Genomic DNA, 26943 nt, shown 5'->3' on the forward strand with positions numbered 1-26943 from the left:
TCTATGCCGACTAGCAGAGCAGTTATGTGACCATCTGCTGGCTGAAAATCCATTACAAGGCCGTTGGCCCACGCAACGAGCGGGTGCTGCTGATGGTCCACGGGTCGGAAAGCTCGCTGCGCACGTGGGACGTGATCACGCAGAAGCTGAAAGGCCGCTACCGCGTGGTCCGGCTCGACCTGCCCAGCTACGGCCTGTCCGATGGGCCGACCGACGAAGCGCTGAAAGTGCTGGTCCCGACCGACATACCCATCGGCGTGCTCGATCACCTGAACGTGAAGAAGGTGACCTATGTCGGTGTTTCCAGCGGCGGCACGATGGGCATGTATCTGGCTGCGCGGCGGCCCGACATGGTGGAGCGGCTGATCCTTTCGAACACACCTTCCGATCCAGTGGATACCAGCCACCTGAAACTTAGCCCGGAATTTATCGCGGCGATGGATCGGGCGCAAAAAAGCGGCTTTCGGGATCAGGATTTCTGGGTGCAGTTCCTGAACTACTTCGCTGGCGACGCAAAACGCATGTCGGCCAGAACGCACAAGGAATATTACGACTTCTACCGCCGCGTGCCCGAAAAGAACCTGATCGGCCTGATCGCGCGCATCGGCGATGGCAAGCAGGCCACGATCGAAATGGCCAAAGTGCGCAAGCCGGTGCTGCTGCTGTGGGGCACGGCGGACCCGCTTCTGCCCGAATCCGCGCTGAACGCGATTGGCCGCTACCTTTCCAACGCGCAGATTTCGAAAGTGGCGATGCCCGATGTCGGGCATTATCCGCCGCTGGAAGTGCCTGAACGCTTTGCACAAATGATCGCAGCCTATATCGAAGCGGGCACGCCCATCCTGCCAGCCGAACAGTAGTTCGACTGCTCACCATTCGGAGAAATGCGCGGGGGCCGGTTTTGCACCGCCCCCGCCCTGCCTAGGCCGTGCCCATGACAAACGCCCGCACGCTTTACGACAAACTCTGGGACAGCCACGCCGTTGCCGAACTGCCCGGTGGTGCCACGCTCCTCTATATCGATCGCCAGATCCTGCACGAGGTGAGCAGCCCGCAGGCCTTCGTTGCCATGCGCGATGCGGGCCGCCAGCTTCGCCGCCCGGAAACGCACATTGCCGTGGCCGACCATGCTGTCCCCACGCGCAAACGGCATGGCGAGATCGAAGACCCGCAGGCCCGCGCGCAGGTGGCCGAACTGGAAACCAACGTGGCCGAATTTGCGGTGCCCTATGCCGCGCTCGATGGCGATGAACAGGGCATCGTCCATGTCATCGGCCCCGAAACCGGCTTCACCCTGCCCGGCACGACCATTGTCTGCGGCGATAGCCACACCACCACCCACGGCGCTTTCGGCGCACTGGCCTTTGGCATCGGCGCCAGCGAGCAGGGCACGGTCATGGCCGCGCAAGTGCTGCCGCAGACCCGCGCGAAAACGATGAAGGTCGAACTGGTCGGCGCGCTGCCCCCCGGCGTGGATGCCAAGGACATTGCCCTTGCCCTGATCGCCCGCATCGGCGCGCACGGTGCGGTGGGTCACGCGGTGGAATATACCGGCGCAGCGGTGCAGGCCATGTCGATGGCGCAGCGCATGACGCTGTGCAACATGACCATCGAAGCCGGCAGCCGCATCGGCCTTGTCGCGCCGGATGAAACGACCTTTGCGTTCCTGAAAGGTCGAAGGCTGGCTCCCAAGGATGCGCAGTGGGACGCTGCGGTGGCATACTGGCGCGGCCTTGCCAGCGATAATGGCGCGGTGTTCGACAAGGTGGTGACCATCGACCTTGCGCAGATCGAACCTCAGGTAAGCTGGGGCACCAGCCCCAACCAGACGCTGCCCATCGGCGCCACCGTGCCCGATCCCGCCGCAATTGCCGATCCGATCGAACGGCGCGAGACGGAAAAGGCTATCGCCTATATGGGCCTGACGCCGGGGCAGGCCTTGCAGAACGTTGCGATCGATCACGTGTTCATCGGATCGTGCACCAATGGCCGGATCGAGGATCTGCGCGCCGCCGCTGCCATCGCCAAGGGCCGAACGGTGGCCGCTGGCGTGAAGGCCATCGTCGTCCCCGGCAGCGCCGCCACGCGCAAACAGGCCGAAGCCGAAGGGCTGGACCGCGTGTTCACGGACGCCGGGTTCGAATGGCGCTTTGCCGGATGTTCGATGTGCGTGGCGATGAACGATGATCGCCTTGCGCCGGGACAGCGCTGCGCCAGCACATCCAACCGCAATTTCGAAGGCAGGCAGGGACCGGGCGGACGCACGCACCTTGTCAGCCCGGCGATGGCCGCTGCTGCCGCCGTTTCCGGCCACCTTGCCGATGTAAGGACATTTGCCTGATGCCCGCGCAACCCTTCACCACCGTATCGGGCCGCGCCGCCGCGATGCGCGAGGACAATATCGATACCGACATCATCTTCCCCGCGCGCTTCCTGCTGATCACCGCGCGCGCAGGGCTGGGCGATTATGCCTTTCACGACCGCCGCTTTGCCGCCGATGGAAGCGAAATTGCGGGCTATGTGCTGAACGATCCGCGCTTTGCCGATGCGCCGGTCATCGTGGCGGGCACCAACTTCGGTTCGGGATCGAGCCGCGAACAGGCCGTCTGGGCGCTGCTGGGCCTTGGCACGCGGGCCGTGATTTCAGCCAGCTTTGGCGAGATTTTCCAGTCCAACTGTATGCGCAACGGCATCGTACCGATTGTCCTGCCGGAAGCGCAGATTGCCACGCTGATGGACATGGCCGAACAGGGCACGACCTTCACCGTGGATCTGGAAGCGCAGGAACTGCGGGTCGAGGGCTTGCAGCCTATCGCCTTCACGATACCAGCGGAACGCCGCCTCGCCCTGCTCAACGGGTGGGACGAGACGGACCAGATCGTCAACCAATACAGCGCGGACATCGACACGTTCGAAGTTCGCCAGCGCCAGACACAGCCCTGGCTTTACAACGAAGAAAGCGCCGCATGAGCACCGAAGAAGATCTGCTGGCCAACTACAAGAAGGCCTATGATAACCGCGTCGGCTTTGGTTCGCGGCCTGCGCTGCTGCTGATCGATTTCTGCCAGGCCTATTTCGAACCGGGCAACGCGCTCTATTCCGAAGTGGACGATGCCATCGCATCGGCCCTGCGCGTGCGCGCGGCAGCGCGGGCGGCGGGCGTGCCGGTGATCCTGACCAATGTGGTCTATCACCCCACGGGCTTCAACGGTGGGCGCTTCTTCGAAAAGGCCATGCCGCTGAAGAACTTCGTGCAGGGCAGTCCGATGGGCGCATGGGGTCCGGGGCTGGAGCCGTTCGACGACGAACTGGTCGTGTCCAAGCAATACCCAAGCGCGTTCTTCGGCACCTCGCTCGCCTCAACACTGACGGCTGCTGGCGTGGACAGCGTGATCCTGACCGGCCTCACCACATCGGGTTGCGTCCGCGCAAGCTGCGTCGATGCGATGAGCCACGGCTTCCGCACCGCCGTTGTGGCCGAAGCCTGCGGCGATCGCCACGCCGGGCCGCACGAGGCGAACCTGTTCGATATGAACGCCAAGTATGCCGATGTTGTCAGCGAGGCCGAGACGGTGGCATTTCTGGAAACGCTGAAGGCCTGAACCTCAGATCGGGCGCAGCGCTTCGAAACGGGCACCCCAGGGCGTGATCGCGGCCACCGCCTCGACCGCGCCATAAGGTGCCCATTCGAATGTGTGCCGCGCGGAAACTTCGCACTCGGCTGCGGCCATCGCTCGGACGAAGGCATCAAGATCGCTCACCGGAAAGCGCAGTCCCGCCCATCCGCGCTGCGGCGGGCGAGCGGCAGCAAAATCGTTGCCGCCACAGCCGAAGCTGATCACTTCGACCGAACCTTCCATCCGGCCCTGCGCCTGATAGATGCCGATGCGCATCGGGATGGTTGCGGCCAGCGATGGCGGCAGGCCCATGCAGTTGGCCCCGCCCGCGTTCCCCGCAAAGCCTTCGGTTTCCTGCACGGGAACCCAGCCCAGATGATCGACGAACAGTGCGCGTGCCGCCGCGAAATCGGGCACGACCTGTGTTGAGTTGAACACCCATGAGGCATTTCCGCCAATGCCGTCGTACCCGGCAAGCGGCGGATGCACGCGCTGCATCAGTGCAATGCACAGGCCGTCGGCATCAGTCTCAACCACTTCACGCACGGAAAGCGTTCCGAAATCCCAATCGGTGATCGGGGCGTGCGCCCGGTATCCTGCCGTACCGAGCCCGTGATGCAGCGCGGCGATATCGGTCAACGCGCGGATATTGATATCGAAGATGCCGCCACTGTCCCACGCCTGTGCGCCATCGCGCATCAGCGGGGCGGGCGCCCCCTCCACCGAGATCATGCGGATAGACCCACGCGCCGCATCGGGATGGGCGATCAAGACCTCTCTGGCACCGGCATCTGGCGCCATCCCCGTCAGTGCCAAGGCCCCGGGCGGCACTGCGCCTGCATGGCATTGAACATAGCCCAGCGCACCGATCAGGCGCGATGCTGCGGCATCCGCGTCAGCCACAAGGCCGACGACTTCGTGAAATCCGTTGTCCGTTGCGATCATGTCCTTGCCGTTAACGCGATCGGTATCGCCCTGGCCTGCGCAAATCACGACAATCCGCCGTGCGGACAGGAACTTGGCCTGCTTTACATCGCGCTGCGCCGCGGCATAGAGCCAGCCGCTCAAACCCCGAAGCGGAGCGGCGACCACCCAAAACCATCCGACAGACGGACACGCCGCAGATTCGCCGCATGATACCGCCTGTCTGGGTCACACTTCACATCGGACAGAAATGGCATTCCCGTTGCTGTCCATGATCTCGATCAAAGTTCTCCTGACGTAACCGGCTGTCGGACAGGAGGATAAGAATCAAAATGTAGCCGGATCGCAGGAATAAAACATCGAACTGGACCATGATGACGCCGCACCAGTGGCGTAAAAAATCATGTCTTGTCTTGGGGAACACACCGATCCCGCCTTCCGGCGACTTCAAAGTGAGGGGTTTTATGAAAATCAATCTTCGCCACATCCGAAATGCCATGCCGATCTCGTCGATCGCCATCGCCTGTTCGCTCCTTTATTCAGCACCAGCAGCCGCACAGGCCGAACCGCAGGCCGAAGAAGCCGCTGTAACCGGCGACATCGTGGTTACCGCGCGCAAGCGTGAGGAATCGCTGCTCAGCACCCCGATCGCCATCGCCGCCATGCCTGCCGAAGAAATCGGCCAGCGCGGGATCATCTCGCTGACCGACCTGATCGACGCTACGCCGGGCATCAACGTCACGGGCAACAACTCCGGCCGCAACGACCGTTCGTTCCAGCAGATCTCGCTGCGCGGCTTCACGCCTTCGACCACGGACTCCACGCTGACCGCGACCTTCATCGATGGCGTGCCGGTTTCCTCGGCTTCCGCGATGAACTCGATCACCGATCCTGCCCGCGTCGAAGTGCTGAAAGGCCCGCAGAACGCCTATTTCGGCCGCAACGCCTTTGCTGGTGCGGTCAACGTGGTGAACAAGACCCCCAAGGATGAATTCGGTGGCAACATGAGCGCCGCGATTTTCAACCGCGATGGTTATGACGTGCAGGCCGCAATCGAAGGTCCGATCGCTCCCGGCATCCTCAGCTTCCGCCTTTCGGGCCGTGCGATGCAGCGTGGCGGTTCCTACCGCAACGGCGCCAACCCGAACGAACGCCTGGGCGATCAGAGCACCCGCACCGCGACCGGCATGTTGCTGTTCACGCCGTCGGAAAGCCTGACGATCAAGGCTTTCGGCCTTTACAGCAAGGACAATGACGGCGCTTCGGCACAGGGTATGCTCTCTGCCTATGAAGTCCGTTCGAACAACGGCGCGACCAATATCCCGGCGTTGAGCGGCAATACCAATGGCAAGATCATCGTGCCCGGCCTGTCGAACTGCACGCTGAACGGCGTCAACCCGTTCATCTGCGGCGCGGCCCCTGGGCTTCCCGCCGGCTTCTCGCCCGCGCAGAACACCTACATCGATCCGAAGACCACCGCCGTGCTGGCCGATGGCCGCTTCCGCCCGGTTTCCGCCAGCGACGGTGTGCAGGGCTATGGCCTGAAGCGTGAATATATCCACGCCCACGTCAACATCGACTACGAAGTTGGCGATACCGGCCTGACGCTTTCGTCGCTGACCGGCGTCAACCATGAAAAGTGGTCGCAGATGGCCGAGCTGGACAACTACGACAGCTCGTCGTTGATCAACACTGCTGCAACGCCCACCAACGGGTTGCTGCCGTACTACAACTTCCCCTTCGCCATCGAACGCGACAACAAGGACTTCTCGCAGGAACTGCGCGCGTCGTTCGACAATGGCGGGATGTTCTCGGCCATGATCGGTGCCAACTATATGGACACCAAGGTCAAGCGCGACCTGCTCAACGTCTTTGGTGAAGCAGTGCTTGGTCTTGCCCGTTCGGCTGGCACGGCATCGGCGCCGCAGCGTGTTCAAACCAAGGGTATTTTCGGCAGCGTCAACATCGAGCCGACCGATGCCCTGGAAATCAGCCTCGAAGGCCGTTATCAGCAGGACAAGGTGTTCGGCTATACCGGTGGCCTTGGCGCCACAATCACCCCTGCTTCTGCCGCCGAGAATGGCGTGCCTGCGGGCACATATGCGCCCCTCACGCAGTTCTTCTCGAAGAAGTACAACAACTTCATGCCGCGCGTGATCGTCAACTACAAGATCACGCCCGATATCATGGCCTATGCTTCGTGGGCAAAGGCTGCGAACGTCAGCATCGCTTCGTTCAACGCACGCCTGTTCTCGGGTTCTGCCGGCGAAATCGCGGCCTCGCAGTCCCTCGGCCTGCGCGGTGTGACCGAGCCTGAAAAGCTGACGAACTACGAAATCGGCGTCAAGGGCAAGGCCTTTGACAACAAGCTGATCTTCGCGCTCGCGGCCTACTATGGCGAATGGAAGAACCAGTACAATTCGCGCAGCGTGTTCTTCACCGATACGTCGCTCAATCCGCCGCTGACCTCCACCGTCACCGGCATCGCGAACTCTGGCCAGACGAACCTCAAGGGCGTCGAACTGGATGCAACGATCCTGCCGTATGATGGTGTGTCGCTCACCTTCTCGGGCGCATATAACGACACCAACATTCGCGCTTTCGCCGATCCGGCGATCACGCGCCTGACCGGGATCACGGGCGACGGGTTCAAGGGCAACAAGCTGCCGCTGACCTCGCAGTATTCGTTCGCGATCACGCCTGAATTTTCAGGCGACATTCCGGGTCGTGACAATGCAACGTGGTTCATCCGCAGCGACGTGAACTACAAGTCGCGTCAGTTCCTGGATGCGGCAAACCTGACGTGGATTCAGGGCCGTACCGTGGTCAACGGCCGCGTCGGCGTGAAGCTCGATAACATCGGCATCGAAATCTTCGCGACCAACCTGCTGAACAACCGCCGTTACACCTCGATCCAGCAGAACACCGTGCAGACCCCTGCCACGCCGTTCGGTTCGCTCGCAACGCGGCCCTACAACTACCTGATCGTAGGCCTGCCTGAACTGCGCACCTTCGGCATCAAGGGTTCGGTCACGTTCTGACCTGCCCGACATAGCTGAAATGGCAAAGGCCGGGCAATCGCCCGGCCTTTCGCTTTGGCGATTGTATCGTTTCCAAACACATATCGTCATTGCGAGAAGGCGAAGCCGACGAAGCAATCCAGAGTTGGCTTAAACCGCTCTGGATTGCTTCTCCTCGCGATGCGAGGCTCGCAATGACGATTGCAAAAAGTGCGCGTTTGCAGACGCGGGCGTCGCAAACCCATCCCCACCCCCAGCCCCTCCCTTTTGGGAAGGGAGCGAGACTTATTGAGCGATAGCGAAATTAGTCGCAGCGGGGAGGGTTTCCGAAGCTGCCCGGTCTGACCGCTGTTACTGATGGAAAGGCCGCCTCAATCCAGCGGTGGATCAATCGCATCTGCCGCCGAATTGGCCCGTGCCGAGGCACGCACGCGATCAATCAGCGTGATCAGCCGCGCCGCATCGTGCCCGGTGGGCATCCGATGTGTCTGCCCGCGCACCGCGCGCGCGAATTCGGCGATCTGGTCCCTGAAGTAATGCTCCAGCGTGCGCCCGCCCAGACGGCGAGGATCGATCAGCACACCTGCGGGCGGCGAAACGATCACCTCGTCGTTCCAGCGCAATATCTCACCATGTTCGATTTCCAGCACGCCGGTATCGAAATAGAGGGTCTTGCGATCCTGCACCGTGGGCTGGTTATAGGAGATATGCACGCTGGCCATGCGGCGGCCCGGATAGGCCAGCAGGATCATCGCCTCGTCCTCTCCCTGCCAGCCCGATTGCAGGCGCGCGGCTTCGGCGTGGACGCGCACGGGATCGTCATCGCCCATCACCAGTTGCACGAAATCAAGCGCGTGCGGCGCGAACAGCGACAGGATCAGCCCGTCCTCTGCCTTGCGCTCTGCCCACCACGGCGCCTGCGGCCCGTCCCAGCGCACGCAGAGGGAAACTTCGACCGAGAGCAGGCGTCCCAGCGTGGGCAGCCGCGCTTCGACTTGCCGCACCGCCTCATTGTGGCGAAAGGTATGGCCAACCGCCAGCACCAGCCCACGCGCTGCCGCTTCCTGCGCCAGCGATCGCGCTTGCGCGCCGGTTTCTGCGGCAGGCTTTTCCACCAACACATGTTTGCCCGCGCGCAGGGCCGCCATCGCCTGCGTAAAGTGGACATGGTTCGGCGTGGCAATCAGCACGGCATCGACATCGGGCAGCGCCAGCGCTTCTTCCAACGAGGCAAAGGCCTGCGCGCCCAGCCCATCTGCCACACCTGTTGCCAGCGCAAGATCGCGGTCCACCACGGCCACGACCCGCGCATCGCCCGCTTGCGCCTTCATGGCATCGATATGCGAGGCAGAAATGCGGCCGCAGCCGATCACCGCGAAGTTTATCGGGCTTTCAGACATTGATGATGGTTCCCTGACTTATGAAAGGCGCGGTTCGCGCACGAATTTCCAGATCATTGCCGCCGCGATCAGCTTGGCCACGCCGGGCAGGAAGGAATAGCAGAATAGGATGCCGAACAGCGCGCGATCCGTCTGCGGCAGGCCCGCCTTGGCCGCAGCGGAATCGAACCCGAATTGCGACAGCAGCAGACCCACGATCAGCGTGCCGCCCAGCGCGATCCCCGCCTTTTCGATGGCAGACCAGATTGCTGAATAAGACCCTGCGCGGTTCTCTCCGAATTCCTTACGCGCCTGCGCGATGCAATCGGACAGCAGCGAAAGCACGATCGTGCCCCAGCCCGCGTTGCACACGGCAAGCAAGGCCGACAGCGCATATGCCACCCCGACCGGTGCATGGGGCACAAGGCCCCAGACGAACACTACCGCCCCATGCCCTGCGGCCGCCAGGACATAGGCAGGAACCTTGCCGATCCGGCCTGCGATCATCACCCACAGCGGCGATCCGAAGATCACGGCCACGCCCATGATCGCCGCCATCACCCCCAGATCGTGCAACGGCGCGGCCCTGCCCATCGAATACTTCACGAAGAACGGGAAGCTGGCATAGCCGATGCCCGCCGATACCGTCATCACCACGGCAGACAGGCACAGGATCACAAAGCGCCGGTCGCCAAAAGCGCGCGCCAGCCCCGCAAGCGCGGACCGTCCTGCGGCACCATCGCCCGCAACAGGGGCCATGCGCGGAATCCGCGCGGCCACGCGCCAGGCGATCAGCATGAAGGCAAGGCAGGCAAAGCCCACGGTGCCCATCACGATCAGGTGCGCCCGCTGGTCTGCCCCCAGCGCGCTCACCGCCATCGGCGCGACCGAGGAACTGAGCAGCAGCCCGATGCCACCGAAGCTGTGTTTCCAGCCCATCAGTTCGGTCCGTTCGCGCGGGTTCGATGTCATCTCGGCCAGCATCGCAAGATAGGGCACCGAAAAACTGGAATAGACCGCCATATAGAAGCCGAACGTCACCATGACCCAGGCCACCTGAAACGTCAGCGAGGCCTGCGGCACGGAAAAGACGCCCAGCATCGCCACGGGCGAGGCAAGGGCCGCGATTACGAACCAGTTGCGCCGTGGCATCCGATCGACAAACTTGTCGGACGCAGCGCCGATGCCCAGATCGAACAGCGCACCCAGCACCACCTTCGGGATAAAGATCGCCGTGCCTGCGATGGCCGGGGATATGCCCATCACGTTGGTCAGGAAGAACAGCAGCAAAAGCGAAGGCGTATCGCGGAAAAGCTGCCCTGCGATCTGGCCGATGCCATAACCGGCCTTGATCGATGTGGCGATGCGTGCCGGATGGGCCGAAGCGGCTGACGTCATGCAATTTCCCCGGGGGCATCCCGGTTGCCGGAGAATGCCTGCGCAAACTTGTTTGTCATTTGGTCAGCCGTTTTCAGACTTGCCCAGCATTCGCCGCAAAACGCCATCGTGATCGATGAAATGGTGCTTCAGCGCGCCTGCAATGTGCAGGGCCAACACTGCGCCACCCACCCAGACCAGATAGACGTGCGTCTTGGCAAACAGGCTGTAACCGATCAACCCCGGCGCGTTCCACGGGCGCGGCTCCACGATGTGCGGGATCAGCCCACCGGGGCCAAAGCCATCGTGGGTAAAGAACCACAATTGCGGCGCTGGATAACCGGCCCCCGCCCCCAGCGCAGAAAGCGCCGCCCACCCCGTCAGCGGCAGGCACAGCAACAGGCCATAAAGCAGTGCCTGAACGGCCCGCGCGGCAAAGGCCGCCCGGCACGATGTCTGCAGCGGCAAGGCGGGCGCACGATGGCCAAAACGCCACCACAGCCGCACCAGCACGGTCAGCAACAGCAGCAGACCCAGTGTATGATGCACCTGCCCGGCCCGAAGATGCACGCCTGCCAGCGGCCCGCCGCGCGCGCCATCAAGATAAGTCCACGCCATCACGAACCCGACCGGCACTTCGACCAATATGGCCAATGCCGTGCCCCAGTGCAGCCAGCGGGCAGTGCGGGTCCAGCTAGCGGGCTTTGCGGCGGGTTCGGGATTCTGCTCCATCATGCGCGCAGCCTGCCGCAAACCCGATTATGCCCAAGTGTAACCGCGCCATTGGCCACTGGCCGGATAGAGGCCGCTGCGCTATCGAACCCAAGCTGCCCGCCCGGCACAGACCGGACATCTGGCGCCAGCCTCTCATTTCCATAACGAGTTCACGCATGGCCACGAAGGCACAGGAAAATCCGGTTCTCGCTCTCCTTTGCAACGCGCTTGGCGATGCCGCCGTCGAGACTTCGGCCGACAGGCTAGCCTACTTCGCGAACGACGTTTACCGCGGCGGCGCGCAACCGCTGGCTGTCATCCGGCCTGCAACGGTAGAAGCATTGCAGGAAGCCGTGCGGATCTGCGCTGATGCGGGCGTGGCAATGGTCCCGCGCGGCGGCGGCGCTTCCTATACCGACGCCTATCTTACGCAGCAGGCGGGGCATGTCCTGTTCGATACCGGCGCGCTCGATACGATAGAGATCGACGAATTCGGCGCTGTCGTCACCTGCGGCGCGGGCGTCACCTGGGCCGCGCTGAAAACCGCGCTTGATGCCAAGGGATTGCGCACGCCATTCTGGGGACCGTTCTCTGGCATCGCGGCCACCGTGGGCGGCAGCATGAGCCAGAACAGCGTCAGCCACGGCGGCACCGCGCACGGCATTTCGGCTCAGTCGGCGCTTTCGATGGACGTGGTGCTGGCAAATGGCGAACTGCTCAACACATCGTCATCGCGCGCGATGCGGTTCTATGGGCCAGATCTGACCGGTCTTTTCACTGGCGACTGCGGCATTTTCGGCATCAAGGCGCGGGTGCGCCTGCCACTGCTGCCCATCCTTCCGCGTTTCGAATGCGTCAGCTTCGCGTTTGACAGTTTTGCCGATTATCACGCCGCTTCGCGCAAGGCGGCGATGGCCAAGCTGGAAGAAAGCCACTTCGGGCTGGACCTCGCGCTTTCGCAGGGCCAGATCGGACGGCAGGAAGGCATGGGCGCGCGCCTGAAAATCGCCGCCGACGTGCTGCGCCGCGCGCCCAACAAGCTGAAAGGTGTGGCGCAACTGGTGCAGATGGCGCTGGCGGGTGAAAGCGCCATGCGCGCGGGCGCCTATATGTGCCACTTCATCATCGAAGGGTTCGATCAGGAAGAAGCCGCGCACAAGGCCCGCCTGCTGCGCCGCCTGCTGGATGGGCTGGGGCGCGAAATCGCCAATTCGATCCCGACCTTCGTCCAGTCGATGCCCTTTGCGCCGCTCTACAACGTGCTTGGCCCCGGCGGCGAACGCTGGGTGCCGATCCACGGCGTGTTTCCGCACGATCAGGTCGTGCCATTCGACACTGCGTTCAAGGCATTGGTCGCAACACGGCAGGCGGAGATGGACAAGCACGGCGTGTGGCTGGGCACCATGTTCTCACCCGTCGGCCCATCGGGCTTCCTCTATGAAATCGCGATGTACTGGCCCGATGCCCGGACGCCCTATCACGTCACCACGCTGGGCGAAGACTATCTGGCAGGTCAGCCAAACTTCCCCGCAAACCCTGAATCGCGCGCTTTCGTCGATCAGTTCAAGCGTGAGATGATCGACCTGATGCAGCATCACGAGGCTGCACACTTCCAGCTTGGCCGCGCCTACCCCTATCAGCCGCGCCTGTCCGATCAGCAAAAGGCGCTGCTTGGCGCGATCAAGGCGCAGCTCGATCCCAAGGGCCTGATGAACCCCGGGGCATTGGGGTTCTGAAAGACCGTTAAAAGGGCCGGGCCGGGTCAGGCCCGATACCGGCCCAGCGTGGCGATCAGCACCACGACGCCCAGCAACACGGCGGCAGAGGACACCAGCGCCAGATCATAGCCGCCAAATGCGTCATAGGCCTTGCCGAACAGCATTGGCCCAATTGCAGCCCCCAAACAGAATACGCCCAGAACACCGCCATACGTCGCGCCGTAGTTCGACAGGGCAGAATATCGCCCGGTGAAATAGGCCAGCATGTCTACCTCTGCGCCAGCAGCAAGGCCCAGCATCAGCGCCGCGACGATCACCGGCCCCCCGCTCCACAGCATCAACGCGGCGACCACAGGCGACAGCAGGAACAGCGCGGCGACATAAGGCGCGTGATACCGGTCGAACAGATAGCCGACGACAAGACGGGCGACGAGCACCGCCACCCCAACGCCAGCGGCCACTTGCGCCGCCGCAGTCGGGTTCATGCCGCGGTCTACCAGCATGGGCACCAGATGCACGATCAGCCCCGCCACGATCAGCCCCAATAGAAAGGCGATCAGCAGAAGAACCAGCGTCTGACGATTGGCCTCGAACCGTCCCCTTTGCCGCGCGCCGTCCGTCGGCCTGTCGGATGTTCCTACCATCAGGCTCGCCGGCAGTCCTATGACCAGCGTCGTGATCGCCATGATCGTGATCGCCGCACGCCATCCGTCCTGTGCCAGAACCTTGCCCAGCAGGGCCGGCGCCAGAATTGCTGCCACGCCCGTGCCCATCAGCATGAGGCCCAGCGCCAGCCCCCGCGCGGCATCGAACCGCAATGAAACTATCCGCGCCCAGATCGCCGGCGTGGTGCCAGCCCCCGCAATCGCAACCAGCAACCACAGCGCGGCCCACGCCACGACCGAAGGCCCCGTGCGCGCAAGCAACAGCAGCGCCAGTGGCATGGCAACGAAACTGGTAACCGCGATGGCACGGGCGCCCCACCGGTCGGCCAGCCAGCCGACCAGCGGGGCCGAAAGGAATATGCCGAATTGCTGGAACGTTGCCGCGCCCGAAACCTCGGCCCGCGTCCAGCCGAATTCGGCCTGAAGGGGCTTCACGAACAGGCCCAGCGAATAGAAGCCGATGCCCATCGCGCCCACGCCAATGGCCAAGGCCGCCGCCAGAACGATCAACCATCCCGCTTTCAGTTCCGCTTTGCCTTGCGGCCCGACGATCATGCGCACTTCCCCTGGAAACGGTATAAACGGCGCGCAGCCTTAGCGGTGCACGACAGGCCTGCAACCTTCAGATGGCATCATTGCCCAGCCTCCGCAGTTCCGGCCCGATCTGCGTGCCGATGCGATGCGTATCGGCCAGCCAGTCGAACCCGGTGATCAGGAAGTTGTCGATCCCTACCGCGCGATAGCGCAGCAGCGCCTGCACCAGCGTGGCGGGCGATCCCACCAGACACATCACCTGCAAGCGGCCCCCGGTCGCCTTGATCAGTCCCGTCCACAGGCACGGATCGGCAGCGGCATCATCGGCCTGCGCGGCGCTGTCGGTTACCGCTTCTGCAGCCTTGCCCAGATCGCGGCCCAGCGCGCCATGCGCCGCCTGCCGCGCCACGATGCCGCGCAGCAGATCGTCCGCCCGCGCCCACGCCGCTTCATCGGTATCGGCCACGACCAGCCGCATCGACATGGAAAAGCGCGGGTTCCGGCCATGCTTTGCCGCCTCGGCCCGCACCATGTTCACCTGCTGCGCGATCTGATCGACACTGCCGGGGCCAAAGGCATAGACATCGGCCAGTTCCGCACCGAATTGCAGAGCCAGCGACGATGTGCCCGCCCAGAACACCGGCACGCCGCCTGCCACCGGATGCACTTCGGAACCTGCGTTTTCAAAGCGATACCAATCGCCCTCATGATCGCACGGCGCCTCGCCCGCCCAGACGCGGCGCATGATCCGCACATATTCGTTGCTGCGGCGATAGCGTTCGTCCTTGGTCAGATAATCGCCATCGCACCGCGTCTCGATATCCGAAAACGCCGTGATAACGTGAACCCCGGCCCGCCCGCCAGAGAACTGATCAAGCGTGGCAAAGGCGCGTGCGGCCATCGTCGGTGCGATGAAGCCGGGGCGGTGCGCCACCATCAGCTTCAGCCGCGTGGTTGCCGCCGCCACCCATGTTGCCGTGACCAGACTGTCAGCCGACTTGGCATTCTGCCCCACCAGCACCCGGTCATACCCCGCCGCTTCATAGGCGCGCGCGATCTCGGCCACAAAGGTCGGGTCATACGGCCCCGGCGTCTCGCTCGCCTCGCTGGTGCGATAGGGCGAGATGAGGCCCACGATTTCGATATCATGCCGTTTCATCGTTTATTCCTGATTGGCCATCTGTTCCGCCGCTTCCACGGTGGCGGCATCAAGCCGGTAGAACGCCATCGCTGCCATCGCCGCCAGCATCGACACCGCCGGGATGACCGATACGCACAGCAGCACCGCCAGCCGTGCATTCGGCCCCTGCTCTGCCGCCATGCCGCTGGCCGAAGGGACATAGCCCATCGCCGAAAGGAACACGCCCATCGCGGCAAGCGCGGCGGCGGACGAAAGCTTGTCAAACAGCGTGGTGAACCCGGCAAACGCGCCCTCGCGCCTCTCGCCACTGGTCACATAGTCATAGCGCACCGCATCGGACAGCAGCGAATAGGCGCACAGGATCATCCCCGCGCCCGCAAGGCCGCTCAACGCGCCACGCACCGAAATCAGCAGCATGGATTCGCCCGGCACGGCCAGCAGCCAGCTTGCCTGCACCAGCGCATAAAGCGCCAGCGCGCCGATATAGCAGGTCTTCTTGCCCAGCCGGTTGGAAAGCCACACCCACCCGGTCATGCTCACCAGCATGGCCACCGTGGCGAGCATGAAGTAGGTGCCCAGCACGTTGTCCTTCTGCCCCAGCCCGATGCGCGTGAAGAACGCCAGCGCCGCCGATCCGATGGCCGTGCCGAACAGCAGGAACACATGCGCAATGGCAAGAATGCGGAACGGAACGTTCTTCCATGCCAGCAGGATCTGCCGCCAAAGCGCCACCAGCGGATTGACCCGCGCAGCCGCCGCGCGTTCCGGCGGCGCGGTTCGCGGAGCATTGGTCAGCAGACGCACCGCCATCACTGTCGCCACAAACACCACCGCGCTAACGATCAGCGCAATCAGCAGATGCCCTTCGCGCGTCGGCCCGGTCTGGCTCAGCACCCATGTCGGCAGCGTGGACCCCAGCATCGTGCCAATGGCATTGCCATAGGACCGCCACCCCATCAGCCGCGTGCGTTCGCGCGGATCGGCAGAGCTTTCCACCAGCATGGCAAAGCCCGGAATCGTCAGCAGCGTATACCCAGTGGCATGGATCATCAGCGCGATGGTGACGAACAGTTGCGCCAGAAGGATCGATCCGAACGACGGCGCGCCGAACAGCAGCGCCAGTCCCAGCGGCATGGCGATCCCGCCCGCGAACAGGAACGGCAACCGCCGCCCCCAGCGCGTTTTTGCCCGGTCGCTCCATGCGCCAACGGCAGGATCGGCAAACCCGTCATAGATCTTCACGAACGCGAATATCGCGCCCGCCGCGCCTGCCGAAATCGCAAGGCTATCGGTCATGAACCGCAGGCCCAGCACGGTGACAAGGTTCTGCCCCGCCGCATGGGCCAGCGGGATGAGCAGCGATCCCAAACGGATGGCCCACACGCTGGCCTGCCGCCCTGCTGGCGCAATAGTATCTATACCGACGGCTGATCCCGACACGGCGTTCTCCCGGCGGTGCAAGGCCCCACGCCGATGCACCGAGTTGCGGAAGGTGCCCTAGCTTGGGGGCAACGCCCAGTCATTGTCATCAGTCTCCGCTTGGCGGAGACGGCGGGCGTTCAGCGCATGCAACGCATTGCAAAAACGACGGATTTGGAAACCCACCCCGCTGCGACTAATTTCGCTGACGCTCAATAAGTCTCGCTCCCCTCCCTTAAGGGAGGGGTTGGGGGTGGGTTTACAACGGCTGCGTAGCCAACGAAGTCCGGGGCGTCCAAGCGTATGGGATAAAGCACCCCTTACCGAATGAGCGCCGCTTCCTTGAGGCTCTGGAACATCGCCTGCCGCATCAGATAGGCCCGGCGCTTTTCGTCGTTGTCGCGAATTTCGGTCAGCTCCTTGCGGCGGGCCGAATGGGCATCGTCTCGCTTGCCGCCGATCAGCGCCATGTTCGCCTTGGTCTGCGTCTGGGTGAAGCTGTGCGTCACTTCGCGGCGCTGGCGATCATAGAGCGAAAGGTTGGTATCCAGATCAGCCTTGCCGTGGATTACCGGCAGCAACTTTTCAAACAGGTTGAAGGCATCGTGAATGCCCGAATTCATGCCGAAGCCGCCCAGCGGGTTGTTGAGGTGCGACGCATCGCCCACCAGCGCAACGCGCCCCTGACGGAACGATTTGGCCACGCGCTGATGCACGCGATAGAGCGTGCGGTGGTGCGTCTTCACATCCACGCCTTCGCCCAGCAGGCGTGCAAAAATGCCGTTCTTGTTGGCTTCGGACAGCAGATCAGCTTCGTCCACCGAACCGTTCACCGGCACCAGCACGCGCCACACCGATGGCACGCGCAGCAGCACCAGCCATTCTTCGGGGTCGGAAACATAGTTCACCAGCGCCAAATTGGGCAGGTAATCCGCCAGTTCCACATCGGTGGAAAGCGTCAGGAACCGCTCGGGATAGGTGAACCCGTCAAATTCCGTGCCCAGCCATTTGCGCACGATGGAATTGGCGCCATCGGCCCCGATCAGGAAATCGGCGCGGATGCGCTCGATCCCGGTCATCGTCTCTACCGAAAGGTTCACGCCCGCATCGTCCTGCTCGAACGTCAGCAACCGGCTGTTGAATCGCAGATCGGCGTTGGGATAGGCCTCAAGCCCTTCGGCCAGCGCGCGCGAAAGGTGGTATTGTTCGCACTGGATGCGGAACGGATACCGCGTCACGTCCGCAAGTTCGGCCATGTCGAATGCGATCGCTTCGCCCGATTGCCGGTCGCGCCAGTGATAGACGGGCGCTTTCAAACCCTTTTCCAGCAGCATCTTCGTGATGCCGATTTCATCCAGCATTTCCAGCGTGGGCGGGTGGAACGTGGATGCGCGCAAATCCTGTGCGCAATCGGCCCCGGCTTCCAGCAGGATTACCGAAACACCCGCTTTTGCCAGCAAGGTGGCAATGGTGGTGCCAACCGGCCCTGCACCTGCCACCACCACCTGGCAGCGGTCTACTCCTGTCTTGGTCAAGACGAAACTCCAATCATATTGCCAGTGTGCCTATGGATGGCGCGCGCTCACGGCTGCGGCGGAGCGCACATTATCCGCCAACCGGTCAGTCTTTCTCGCCAGTCGGAACGGCATCGGCCTGCGCGGCTGCCGTCCGGTCCAGCCAGACACGCAGATCGCGGGTGAACTTCTCCGGCTTCTCCCACATCGGGAAATGCCCAAGATCCGGGTATTCGATCAGATCGACCTTGGTGTTGGTGAACCGCTTGACCGATGCAGCCGCGCTTTGCGAAATCACATCGTCATAGGAACACCACTGCAACAGCACCGGCACGCGCACGCTTTGCGCCACTGCGCCCACATCGCTGGACTGGAACGCCTTGACGTTGGCCTGAATATATTGCGCCTGCCGTTGCAGCGCGCCGGGCAGATTGTTCATCTCGGTGATCTGGTCGACCATGCGATCTGTCGGCACGAATTCAGGCGGCGTGGTGTCTTCCAGCATGATCCGCCAGAATTCGCGGTGTCGCCAATCGGGCAGGATCGCCTTGTGCGTGGCCAGCATCCAGCGCAGCCGCCAGTCCACCTCCCGCGTCTGGCTGGGGCGTTCCAGCGGCAGCATCGAAAACGCCATCGCCGTAACGTGCCCCGGATAGGCGCGGTTGTATTCCAGCCCCACGTTCGATCCGTTCGACGTGGCGACAAGCGCGAACTTGTCGTGCCCCAGCGCCTTCATCAGCCCGTCCATCAACTGCGCCGAACGCGGGGTCGAATAGACGCCACTGGGATCGGGTCCGGTAAGGCCATAAGGGGACCAATCGAACCGCACCACGCGATACTTGTCGGCCAGCAGCGGCGCCACGCCATCCCATTCGTGCAGGTTCACGATGGAACCGTGCAGCAGGACCACCACCGGCCCATCCTGCCGACCTTCTTCGCGAACGTGCATCCGCACGCCATCCACGGTCACGAACCGCGAGGGCGCATCGGCCCAGCGCTTTTCCAGCTCCGCCCGGTCGGTTTCCCCCGCACCTGCGCGCAAGGCCAGAACCGTGCCGCCCAGCCCCAGCGCCAGCGCGCCGACCAGGCCCAGCGCGATGCGCCCGGCCTTCACGCCGCCACTTTCAGGCGCGCAGGCAGGCCCAGCGTTTCACGCAAGGTGGTGCCGGGATATTCGGTGCGCAACCGCCCGCGCTTCTGCAGCACCGGCACCACCTGCTCGGCAAAGTCCTCAAGCCCACCGGGCATATAGCTTGGCTGGAGCGTGAAGCCATCGCACGCGCCGCTGTCGCGCCATTCGATCATCATCTCGGCCATCTGCTCGCCGGTGCCGATGAATACGTTGTGTCCGCGCGGATGGCGCATGAAATTGGCCGCAAAATCGCCCAGCGGCGTGCCTTTTTCGGCAGCGGGCTTTACCGATTTGGCAACGTCGGCAGGTGGCAACAGCGTCTTGGCAAGGATATCGTCCACCGGGATCGCAGCGTCGGGATCATACGCCGTCAGATCGCAGCACAGCGATTCCGAAAGGTATTCGATCGCCAGCGGCACATCGCCCATGTCGAGGATGGCGGCATGATTGGCCCGCGCTTCCTCTTCGGTGCCGCCCAGCACGCACGAAAGCCCCGGCATCACCCGCACGCCATCGGGATTGCCGCCCACGCCCGCAATGCGGTGGCGCATGTCATTGCGGAAATCGATGCCCGCTTCGATATTGGCGGCGGGGCAGAAGATCGCTTCAGCCGTGCGCGCAGCAAAATCGCGGCCTTCGGGCGATTGGCCTGCCTGCACCAGCACGGGCCGCCCCTGCGGCAGTTCCGGCCCGGCGCGGTCCATCGCGGCCCACAGTTCACACGCCTTGGCCACCACATCCACCGCGTTGCGATAGCGCTGATCCTTGGGCGGCAGTTCCGCTTCGCCAAAGTTGGGCGCGGTATCGGGGTGCGCGGTGGTCACGATGTTCCACCCGGCGCGCCCGCCGCTGATCCGGTCCATCGCGGCAAAGCGTTCGGCCAGCATTTCAGGCGTGTTGTAGGTGGTGGAAACCGTGGCGACCAGACCGACCCGTTCCGTCACCGCCGCCATTGCCATCAGCAGGCTGACCGGATCGAGCGTCGGCATCGCCAGCCGTCCCGGTGTGCGTCCGCCCGCCCCGCGCGATTGCAACTGATCGCCAAACACGATGGCGTCAAAGCAGGCGTCCTCGGCCATCTTTGCCACGCGGGCATAGTATTCCATCGAAAAGACGCCCTCTGGCCGCGCGCGCGGATGGCGCCAGCCGGTGGGGAAAAAGCCGATGCCCTGAAGGAAGGCCCAGAGATGGATCTGCTTGCTCATGCGACATACTCCGGCACGCGCGCGCCCTTGGCCTGCGTCGATGCTGTTTCGGGAAGCGCGAGGCAAAGCCGTTCGCGCAGGGTTCCGGTGGTGGGCGGCGGCGTGCCGGGCCGGTCGGCCAGCAAGGCACCTATCGCCGCGATGGCGGCAGGCAGGGCGGCGGCCTGTTCGGACAGAACGAAATGCACGCCGTCGATTTCCCCGGCTTTAAACGATGCCGCCAGCGCCGATGCGTCCACGGTTGCACCCGGCGCGATCTTCAGCAGACGGCGCGCTGATCGCGTTGCGGTATCCGGCGCATCGACCAGCACCACGTCGGCATCGTCGATCCCGATAGGTGCCGTTTCATCCAGCACCAGCACCGGCTGGCCCTGCAACGGGCGCATCGCGTTGACCGGGCCAGCCGTATCGAAAAACGGTCCGCGATAGTTCGGACGCACGACCTGATCGGGGTCAAGATAGACGCCGCTGTCCTTGTCGATCACCAGCGTATCGGCGCCCCAGCCATCCCACAGCGCGCGGGCGGCGCGCACCATGTCGGCTGCGACAGCAGGTTCGGCGTCTTCCGCAACGACCGACCAGCCGGTGCGGCCATCGGCCAGAAAGTCCACAGCCGAAAGCGCGCGCGCCACATGGAACGGATGCGCATTCGATGCGGGAACCGTCGCGACGATGGCGGTGCGCGATGTCAGCGGCGCGGCCCATGCGGCCAGCACTTGCGCATCGAACGGACGCTCGCCCGCACGGCCCAGCATCAGCAGATCAAGGCCCGCCGCTTCCGCCGCAGCAATTACGGGGCGCGCCAATGCGGGCACGGCAAGATCGGCGTCTGTGACACAGGCCGAGACGATAAAGGATCGGGTCATACGATTATCACCGGTTCATGTAGGGGATGGATCGGCTCAGCGCCGGATTGTGTAATGAGAACAAGGTCTTCGCAGTGCGCCGAACCGCCGATGCCGGTGTCCAGCGTCGGGCAATCGACCGACAGGATCATGCCCGGCTCCAACACGAAATCGGGCTTGCGCCAGAACCCGCCGTGGACCTCGCCCGGCTCGTCGGTATGCGCCAGACCCACGCTGTGCGGGCCGAAGCCGATAACCGCCTGATATCCGGCGGCGCGCACGGCTGCGCTGCCCAGCGCCACGATTTCGGAAAAGCGCAGGCCGGGCCGCAGCTTTTCGCGCACGGCACTCCAGGCAAAAGCGCTCGCCTCAGCCGCAAGGCGCGCGGGCCGCGTCGGCTCGCCAACAAAGACGGTGCGCGCAAAATCGCCGTGATAGCCCAGAAAGCTGCTCACCCCATCAAGCATCAGCGTCTGCCCATCGGCCACCTTGATGCGTGAAAGGTCGGACGAGACGCGATCAACGTTCAGAAAAACCGAAGTGTTTCCGCGCGCTGCGCATTCCTGCCGGTAAAGCACCTGCAATTCGTGATGCGTCGCGCCCGCCCGGATCGCGTGGCCCACCGCGTTCAGCGCATCCACATTGGCGCGGGCCGCGCGGGCCATCAAAGCCTGTTCGAGCGGCGATTTGATCAGGCGGATTTCGCGCAGGATGTTTTCGGCCTGCACCATGCTGCCGGGGTGATCGTGATGGGTGGCAACCTGCCCGATAACCGCGTGATCGAAGCCGATCCGGCCTTGCCACAACCCCATCCCGCGCATCGCCGCCACGATCGCGCCGCCTGCGTCCGCAGCCATGCGTTCGGTGCCTGCCAAGGTGGCAGAAACATGCTCCCGGTGCGCTTCTGTGTCGGTTAGGTGCATCTTGGTGCACTTCGGAAGCACAGGCCCATCGGGCACGATTCCGAGCGTTTCGTAACCACAATCGCCAAGGTCGTTATAGAGCCAGACCGCCACATCGGCCCGGTCACGCCCATCGGCCCAGCTATAGTGATGCAGGAAACGGCTGGTCACCAGACCCGGCATTTCGGGCCGCACCCGCGCGATCAGCGCAAAAGTGCCCGGCGGCTGTCCGGGCCGCGTCCGCCCGATCTGCGGCCAGTGGCCCAGCGCGTGATAGACGTTGATCGGATCGCCCAGCACCAGCCCGTCCAGCCCGTGCCGCTCCATCACTTCGATGGCGCGCGCCATGTTCATCGGCCCGCCGCGCTCCAGCGCAGCCAGCAGATCATCGTCAGAGGGATTCAAACGCCAGTCCATGCCCAACAGCATGATCCTGTGGCGCGGTTCCCGAACATCGCTGCCAGACCTCTCCGCCAGACGGTTAATGCACAAGCGGGCGCAAGACATGCGGGCAGTGAGCATACGCTGCCGTCCCATGACCCAGATCCCCACTCCTTCCATTGAGCGCGCTTTCGTCAAACTGGACGAAGGCCAGGTCCATCTGCGCCGCCTGCCCGCAGCTGATGCCGATGCAACGCCGTTGCTGCTGCTCCACGCATCGCCCGCATCTTCGTGGTTCATGCAGGACTTCATGCTGGCCCTGCGCACGGCGGGCTGCATGGGCGAGATCATTGCGCCCGATACGCTGGGCAATGGCGATTCGGTGGCCCCGGCAGAGGCGGACCCCGAAATCGGATACTTCGCAGGATCAATGGACCGCCTGTGCGCCGAGCTGGGGCTGGAACAGGTGGACGTTTATGGCACGCACACCGGCGCGCGCATCGCCTGCGAACTGGCCGCCGCATATCCTGACCGGGTGCGCGCGGTGATCCTTGATGGCATCACCGAATATGACGACGAGCTGCGCGATGCGGTGATCGCCAACTATGCGCCATCGGTGGAGCCAGACGAATATGGCCGCCACCTGGTCTGGGCGTTCAATTTCTGCCGTGATCAAGCGCTGTTCTTCCCGCACTTCATGAAAGTGCCCGACCGCCGCCTTGCCGTGCCCATGCCGCCGCCGCAGATCCTGCACCGCATCACGCTGGACGTGCTGAAAGCGCTGGACACCTATCACAAGCCCTATGTCGCGGCGTTCCGCTATCGTAGCTTTAAACGGATGGAGCGGGTGAAGGCCCCCACCCTGCTGCTGAAGCCCGAAACCGAACTGGCGCTGCTGAACGCATCGGTGGCGACCGCGCTGGAACGGCTGGACAACGGACACGCGCTGGCCACCCCCGGCGATCCCGTAACGAAAGCTGCCGCGATCATGGGCTTCCTGAAGGAGCACGCAGCATGACCGCCGCCACAGCTTCAACCAAGGATACCCGCCTTTCCATCGGCGTCTGTCTGGGCTTCAGCGTGGGCACGGTGGGCGTTTCGATCATGCTCAACACCGTGACCAGCTTCTATCCGGCGTTCATGTCGACGGTGCTGGGCCAATCGCCTGAAATCGCCGGTTATCTGCTGATGATTTCCAAGCTGGCCGATGCGGTGATCGACGTGGCCGTGGGTTCCATGTCCGATAATGCGCGCACCCGCTGGGGGCGGCGCAAGCCGTTCCTGATGGCGGGCGCGCTGCTGTCTGCCGTTTCGTTCCTGATGCTTTTTGCGCCGCCGGTGCTGGGACAAGGCGCGCTGATGGCGTGGATGATCGCGGCGTTGCTGATCTATTCGACCGCCTATTCGCTGTTCAACGTGCCCTATATGGCGCTGCCTTCGGAACTGACCGATGGCTTCCACGAACGCACCCGACTGATATCCTTCCGCACCGTGTTCGTTTCCATCGGGCAGGTGCTGGCGCTGGCGGGCACGGCGGCACTCGTGCAGAGCGGCGGCGCGGGGCGCGGCGGCTATGCCACGATGGGTCTGGTCATGGCGCTGATCATCGGCGGCGCGATGACGGCCACGGCGCTGTCCATCCCGGTGCGCCACGCGCCCGAAGGGATGCGGCGCGCCACTTCACACATGCCCAACATGGCGCAATTGCGCGCCATCGTGCGCAACCGTCCATTCATGATGCTGCTGGGGGCCAAGGTCTTCCAGTTCCTCTCGTTCGCATCCGTGGCATCGACGATGCTGCTGTTCATGCTGAACGTGGTGGGCATCGGATATGACGGGCAGATCGTGCTGGCGATGACGCAGAACCTTGTCACCGCGCTGGCCATGCCGCTGTGGGTGTGGACCGGAAAGCGCATCGGCAAGCGCCGGACCTACCTGATCGGCGTGGTGCTGTTCTGCGCGGCGGCGCTAAGCTGGCTGGTGGCGGATCAATCGATCAGCACGGTGGGAATCGTGGCGCGCGGCATCGTCAGCGGCCTTGGGTCAGGGGCGCTGATCCTGATGTCGATCTCGATGCTGGGCGATACGCAGGCCTATGACCGCTTCCTGACCGGAGAAGCACGCGAAGGCCTGCTTTCCAGCGCCATCGCCGTGGTCGAAAAGGTCAGCTTCGCGCTGGGCGTGGCCGTGCTGGGCGTGTTCCTTCGCTGGCTGAACTATGTGCCCACCACCGGCGGCCAGATCATCGAACAGCCGGCCAGCGCGATCCTTGCGCTGAAGCTGGGTTTTGCGGTGATCCCGGCGGTGATGTTCGCGATCAACGGGTTGTTCCTGTGGTGCTATGATCTGGACGAGGACAAGATGGAAGCGGCGCGGGTTAGGGCACTGGGGGCGTGAGGCGGGCATAAAGCGGCGATATTCGTTGCTCGTCATCCTGAACTTGTTTCAGGATCCATTTCGCCAATCCGCCCACCGCTCTCGACCGCAAAATGGACCCTGAAACAAGTTCAGGGTGACGGTTGTCGGAGGTTGCGCAGCCTTTAGGAATAGCCCACCCATCACCGCTTGGCGGACAATCGAACCAATTCAATCACAACCATCAGATGCCGGATCATACTGCCGCCATGCCCAGATATCCTTCGATCACCCGCGCCTATACCCGCTGCCGTCACGGACAGATGCACTACCGCGTGGCTGGTCCTGCCGATTCCGCAAAAGTGCCGGTGGTTCTGCTGCACCAGAACCCTTCGTCGGGTTATGAATACGAAGCGCTGATCGATGCGCTGGCGGCAGACCGCCGCGTGTTCGCGTTCGACACGCCGGGCTATGGCATGTCGGATGCGCCACCATCGCCGCCGGGCATGGCGGGCTATGCCGCCGCGTTTTCCGATGCGCTGGACGCGCTTGAAGCGGACGAGCTGCTGGCTGGCCCGATTGACATCTATGGCTTTCACACCGGCACGCTGTTGTGCAGCGAACTGGCGATTGCCCAGCCCGACCGGGTGCGCCGCCTTGCGCTGACCGGCATTCCGATGTTCCCCGCCGATGTTGCCGCCAAAAAGCTGGATGAGGCGCTGACCTATCCTGCGCCGGAAGAGAGCGGCGATTCCACGCTGACGCTGCTGCGCAACTTGTGGAACTATGTCGTCACCAGCCGCGATCCGGCGGTGCCGCTGCAAAAGGCGGTGTTCAACTTTGCCGACAAGGCGCGCGTGCTGGACCGCTTCACATGGGCATACCAAGGCGTGTGGTCATGGGATTTTGCGCGCCTGCGCCTTGTTAGCCAACCTGCATTGCTGCTGCAATCCGCCGAAGACCTGCTTGATGTGTCGAAGGCCGCTGCGGCACTTATGCCCTCCTGCTCCATTGTCGAAATGCTCGATCTTGATCGCGACATCTTTGACGTAGCCCCTGAACGGATTGCCAATGAACTCCGCAGTTTCTTCGATCACGCCTGATATGGCGGATGACCTGCCTGTTGCGCAGGTTTCGCACTCCGTCCTGCACCCCGCATTCATCGCGCGCGAGGTTGCACGCCGTTATCCGACCAAGGGCGAGATTACCTGTTTCCTGCTCTATCGCGGGATGAACGACGTTTATCTGGTAGAAGACGAAACCACCAAGTACGCCCTGCGCGTGTGGCGCAAGACGTACCGCGACGTTGATGACGTGGCCTATGAACTGGACTTCCTCGCCTATCTTCAGGCGCAGGGTTATCCGGCTTCGGTAGCCGTACCGCAGCACGATGGCCGTCTCTATTTCAAGGTTGCCTCGCCCGAAGGGCCGCGCGCGCTGGCCATGTATGACTGGGCGCCGGGCGTGAAGTTTGGCGAACGGCTTTCGAACGAAACCGCGTTCCGCATTGGCGCCGCGATGGCGCAGATGCACCTGCACGGCTTTGCCTGGGCGGGGAAGGACCACGCCTTTTCCACAAAGACGGCCAAGGACTACAACATCTGTATGCCTGCGCTGGTCGCGTTCGTGAACGACCGGCCTGATGATCTGCGCGACTATCCGCTGATCGCTGCGGCGCTTGATGCACGCCTCGATGAACTGGCCGCCAGCGGCGAAGTGCCGCTGGGTGTGTGCCACCGCGATTTCCATCCCAGCAACGTGCATGTGGACGAGGATGGCGCGATCACCTTCCTCGATTTCGATGCGGCGGGCGAAGACTTCCTGATGCAGGACGTGCAGAACTTCGTCTGGGGCAACCTGTTCTACGGCTTCGATCCCGCCATCGGCGAAGCATTCGAAGCGGGTTACGAATCTGTTCGCCCGTTCACGCAGGCCGAAAAGGACAACCGCGAACTGTTCCTGATGGCCAAGGCTTTCCGCCTTGTCGCGGGCATGGCGGAAAGCTCCACCGCCGTTGGCCGGGGCACGCTGCGGTTCCGCAACCTTGACTGGCTGGGCGACTATATCAAGACGCGCGCCCGCGCCTGCGGGTTGCTGTAAC

General features: G+C 63.5%; 23 protein-coding genes. 10 read left to right on the top strand and 13 right to left on the bottom strand.

All coding sequences use genetic code 11. The features are described from left to right. Positions 1-26: 26 nt before the first annotated feature. From ACOVQ0_RS15850 to ACOVQ0_RS15865, 4 genes are all read left to right on the top strand, one after another. Positions 27-860 (top strand): alpha/beta fold hydrolase, encoded by an 834-nt coding sequence (locus ACOVQ0_RS15850; protein ID WP_421886541.1) that lies wholly within the window; start codon positions 27-29, stop codon positions 858-860. A gap of 74 nt (positions 861-934) precedes the next feature. After that, complete coding sequence (gene leuC / locus ACOVQ0_RS15855; RefSeq protein ID WP_421886544.1) at positions 935-2341, top strand: 3-isopropylmalate dehydratase large subunit; 1407 nt, start codon at positions 935-937, stop codon at positions 2339-2341. Next, positions 2341-2970, top strand: a complete 630-nt coding sequence (gene leuD, locus ACOVQ0_RS15860; RefSeq protein WP_421886548.1) for a 3-isopropylmalate dehydratase small subunit — start codon at positions 2341-2343, stop codon at positions 2968-2970. The genes leuC and leuD overlap by 1 nt, the downstream gene beginning before the upstream one ends. Further along, positions 2967-3602 (top strand): isochorismatase family protein, encoded by a 636-nt coding sequence (locus ACOVQ0_RS15865; RefSeq protein WP_421886552.1) that lies wholly within the window; start codon positions 2967-2969, stop codon positions 3600-3602. The genes leuD and ACOVQ0_RS15865 overlap by 4 nt, the downstream gene beginning before the upstream one ends. A gap of 3 nt (positions 3603-3605) precedes the next feature. Here ACOVQ0_RS15865 and ACOVQ0_RS15870 read toward each other — a convergent pair whose 3' ends face one another. Both ACOVQ0_RS15870 and ACOVQ0_RS15875 read right to left on the bottom strand, forming a co-directional pair. Further along, on the bottom strand, positions 3606-4709 hold the full coding sequence (locus tag ACOVQ0_RS15870; protein ID WP_421886555.1) for a hypothetical protein: 1104 nt from the start codon (positions 4707-4709) through the stop codon (positions 3606-3608). A gap of 67 nt (positions 4710-4776) precedes the next feature. Continuing rightward, positions 4777-5061: a hypothetical protein gene (locus ACOVQ0_RS15875; RefSeq protein WP_421886557.1), complete on the bottom strand. Its 285-nt coding sequence runs from the start codon at positions 5059-5061 to the stop codon at positions 4777-4779. Here ACOVQ0_RS15875 and ACOVQ0_RS15880 point away from each other — a divergent pair. Further along, on the top strand, positions 5039-7582 hold the full coding sequence (locus tag ACOVQ0_RS15880; protein ID WP_421886559.1) for a TonB-dependent receptor: 2544 nt from the start codon (positions 5039-5041) through the stop codon (positions 7580-7582). The genes ACOVQ0_RS15875 and ACOVQ0_RS15880 overlap by 23 nt on opposite strands. Before the next feature lie 350 nt (positions 7583-7932). Here ACOVQ0_RS15880 and ACOVQ0_RS15885 read toward each other — a convergent pair whose 3' ends face one another. From ACOVQ0_RS15885 to ACOVQ0_RS15895, 3 genes are all read right to left on the bottom strand, one after another. Further along, complete coding sequence (locus ACOVQ0_RS15885; protein ID WP_421886561.1) at positions 7933-8961, bottom strand: Gfo/Idh/MocA family protein; 1029 nt, start codon at positions 8959-8961, stop codon at positions 7933-7935. An 18-nt stretch (positions 8962-8979) separates the two neighbouring features. Then, positions 8980-10338, bottom strand: coding sequence for an MFS transporter (locus tag ACOVQ0_RS15890; RefSeq protein WP_421886564.1), 1359 nt, complete (start codon positions 10336-10338; stop codon positions 8980-8982). A 63-nt stretch (positions 10339-10401) separates the two neighbouring features. Further along, on the bottom strand, positions 10402-11052 hold the full coding sequence (locus tag ACOVQ0_RS15895) for a cytochrome b (RefSeq protein ID WP_421886568.1): 651 nt from the start codon (positions 11050-11052) through the stop codon (positions 10402-10404). 155 nt (positions 11053-11207) lie between these two features. Between ACOVQ0_RS15895 and ACOVQ0_RS15900 the strand changes: the two genes are divergently transcribed. After that, on the top strand, positions 11208-12767 hold the full coding sequence (locus tag ACOVQ0_RS15900) for an FAD-binding oxidoreductase (protein ID WP_421886572.1): 1560 nt from the start codon (positions 11208-11210) through the stop codon (positions 12765-12767). A 26-nt stretch (positions 12768-12793) separates the two neighbouring features. Here the strand turns inward: ACOVQ0_RS15900 and ACOVQ0_RS15905 are convergent, their stop codons facing one another. The 8 genes from ACOVQ0_RS15905 to ACOVQ0_RS15940 form a co-directional block, all read right to left on the bottom strand. Next, complete coding sequence (locus tag ACOVQ0_RS15905; protein ID WP_421886575.1) at positions 12794-13969, bottom strand: MFS transporter; 1176 nt, start codon at positions 13967-13969, stop codon at positions 12794-12796. 67 nt (positions 13970-14036) lie between these two features. Further along, entirely contained in the window at positions 14037-15107 is a 1071-nt protein-coding gene (locus tag ACOVQ0_RS15910; RefSeq protein WP_421886578.1) for an LLM class flavin-dependent oxidoreductase, read from the bottom strand. 3 nt (positions 15108-15110) lie between these two features. Further along, positions 15111-16529 (bottom strand): MFS transporter, encoded by a 1419-nt coding sequence (locus ACOVQ0_RS15915; RefSeq protein ID WP_421886580.1) that lies wholly within the window; start codon positions 16527-16529, stop codon positions 15111-15113. Positions 16530-16828: 299 nt separating this feature from the next. Next, positions 16829-18043, bottom strand: coding sequence for an FAD-dependent oxidoreductase (locus ACOVQ0_RS15920; RefSeq protein ID WP_421886584.1), 1215 nt, complete (start codon positions 18041-18043; stop codon positions 16829-16831). A gap of 85 nt (positions 18044-18128) precedes the next feature. After that, positions 18129-19136 carry an alpha/beta fold hydrolase gene (locus ACOVQ0_RS15925; RefSeq protein ID WP_421886587.1) on the bottom strand — a complete coding sequence of 336 codons (1008 nt, stop codon included), beginning with the start codon at positions 19134-19136 and terminating at the stop codon, positions 18129-18131. Then, positions 19133-20359, bottom strand: coding sequence for an LLM class flavin-dependent oxidoreductase (locus ACOVQ0_RS15930; protein WP_421886590.1), 1227 nt, complete (start codon positions 20357-20359; stop codon positions 19133-19135). The genes ACOVQ0_RS15925 and ACOVQ0_RS15930 overlap by 4 nt, the downstream gene beginning before the upstream one ends. Next, positions 20356-21225, bottom strand: a complete 870-nt coding sequence (locus ACOVQ0_RS15935) for an LLM class flavin-dependent oxidoreductase (RefSeq protein ID WP_421886593.1) — start codon at positions 21223-21225, stop codon at positions 20356-20358. Before ACOVQ0_RS15935 ends, ACOVQ0_RS15930 begins: the two co-directional genes overlap by 4 nt. Next, positions 21222-22523 (bottom strand): M24 family metallopeptidase, encoded by a 1302-nt coding sequence (locus ACOVQ0_RS15940; RefSeq protein ID WP_421886595.1) that lies wholly within the window; start codon positions 22521-22523, stop codon positions 21222-21224. The genes ACOVQ0_RS15935 and ACOVQ0_RS15940 overlap by 4 nt, the downstream gene beginning before the upstream one ends. A 118-nt stretch (positions 22524-22641) precedes the next feature. Between ACOVQ0_RS15940 and ACOVQ0_RS15945 the strand changes: the two genes are divergently transcribed. From ACOVQ0_RS15945 to ACOVQ0_RS15960, 4 genes are all read left to right on the top strand, one after another. Further along, positions 22642-23505: an alpha/beta fold hydrolase gene (locus ACOVQ0_RS15945; RefSeq protein ID WP_421886598.1), complete on the top strand. Its 864-nt coding sequence runs from the start codon at positions 22642-22644 to the stop codon at positions 23503-23505. Continuing rightward, positions 23502-24884 carry an MFS transporter gene (locus ACOVQ0_RS15950; RefSeq protein ID WP_421886601.1) on the top strand — a complete coding sequence of 461 codons (1383 nt, stop codon included), beginning with the start codon at positions 23502-23504 and terminating at the stop codon, positions 24882-24884. Before ACOVQ0_RS15945 ends, ACOVQ0_RS15950 begins: the two co-directional genes overlap by 4 nt. Before the next feature lie 206 nt (positions 24885-25090). After that, entirely contained in the window at positions 25091-25945 is an 855-nt protein-coding gene (locus tag ACOVQ0_RS15955) for an alpha/beta fold hydrolase (RefSeq protein WP_421886603.1), read from the top strand. Next, a complete protein-coding gene (locus ACOVQ0_RS15960) occupies positions 25914-26942 on the top strand; it encodes a phosphotransferase enzyme family protein (protein WP_421886606.1) in 1029 nt (342 codons plus the stop codon). Before ACOVQ0_RS15955 ends, ACOVQ0_RS15960 begins: the two co-directional genes overlap by 32 nt. The last annotated feature ends 1 nt before the right edge of the window (position 26943 follow it).

This window comes from Novosphingobium sp. (genome assembly GCF_049240505.1).
In the GTDB taxonomy this organism is placed as follows: Bacteria; Pseudomonadota; Alphaproteobacteria; order Sphingomonadales; family Sphingomonadaceae; genus Novosphingobium.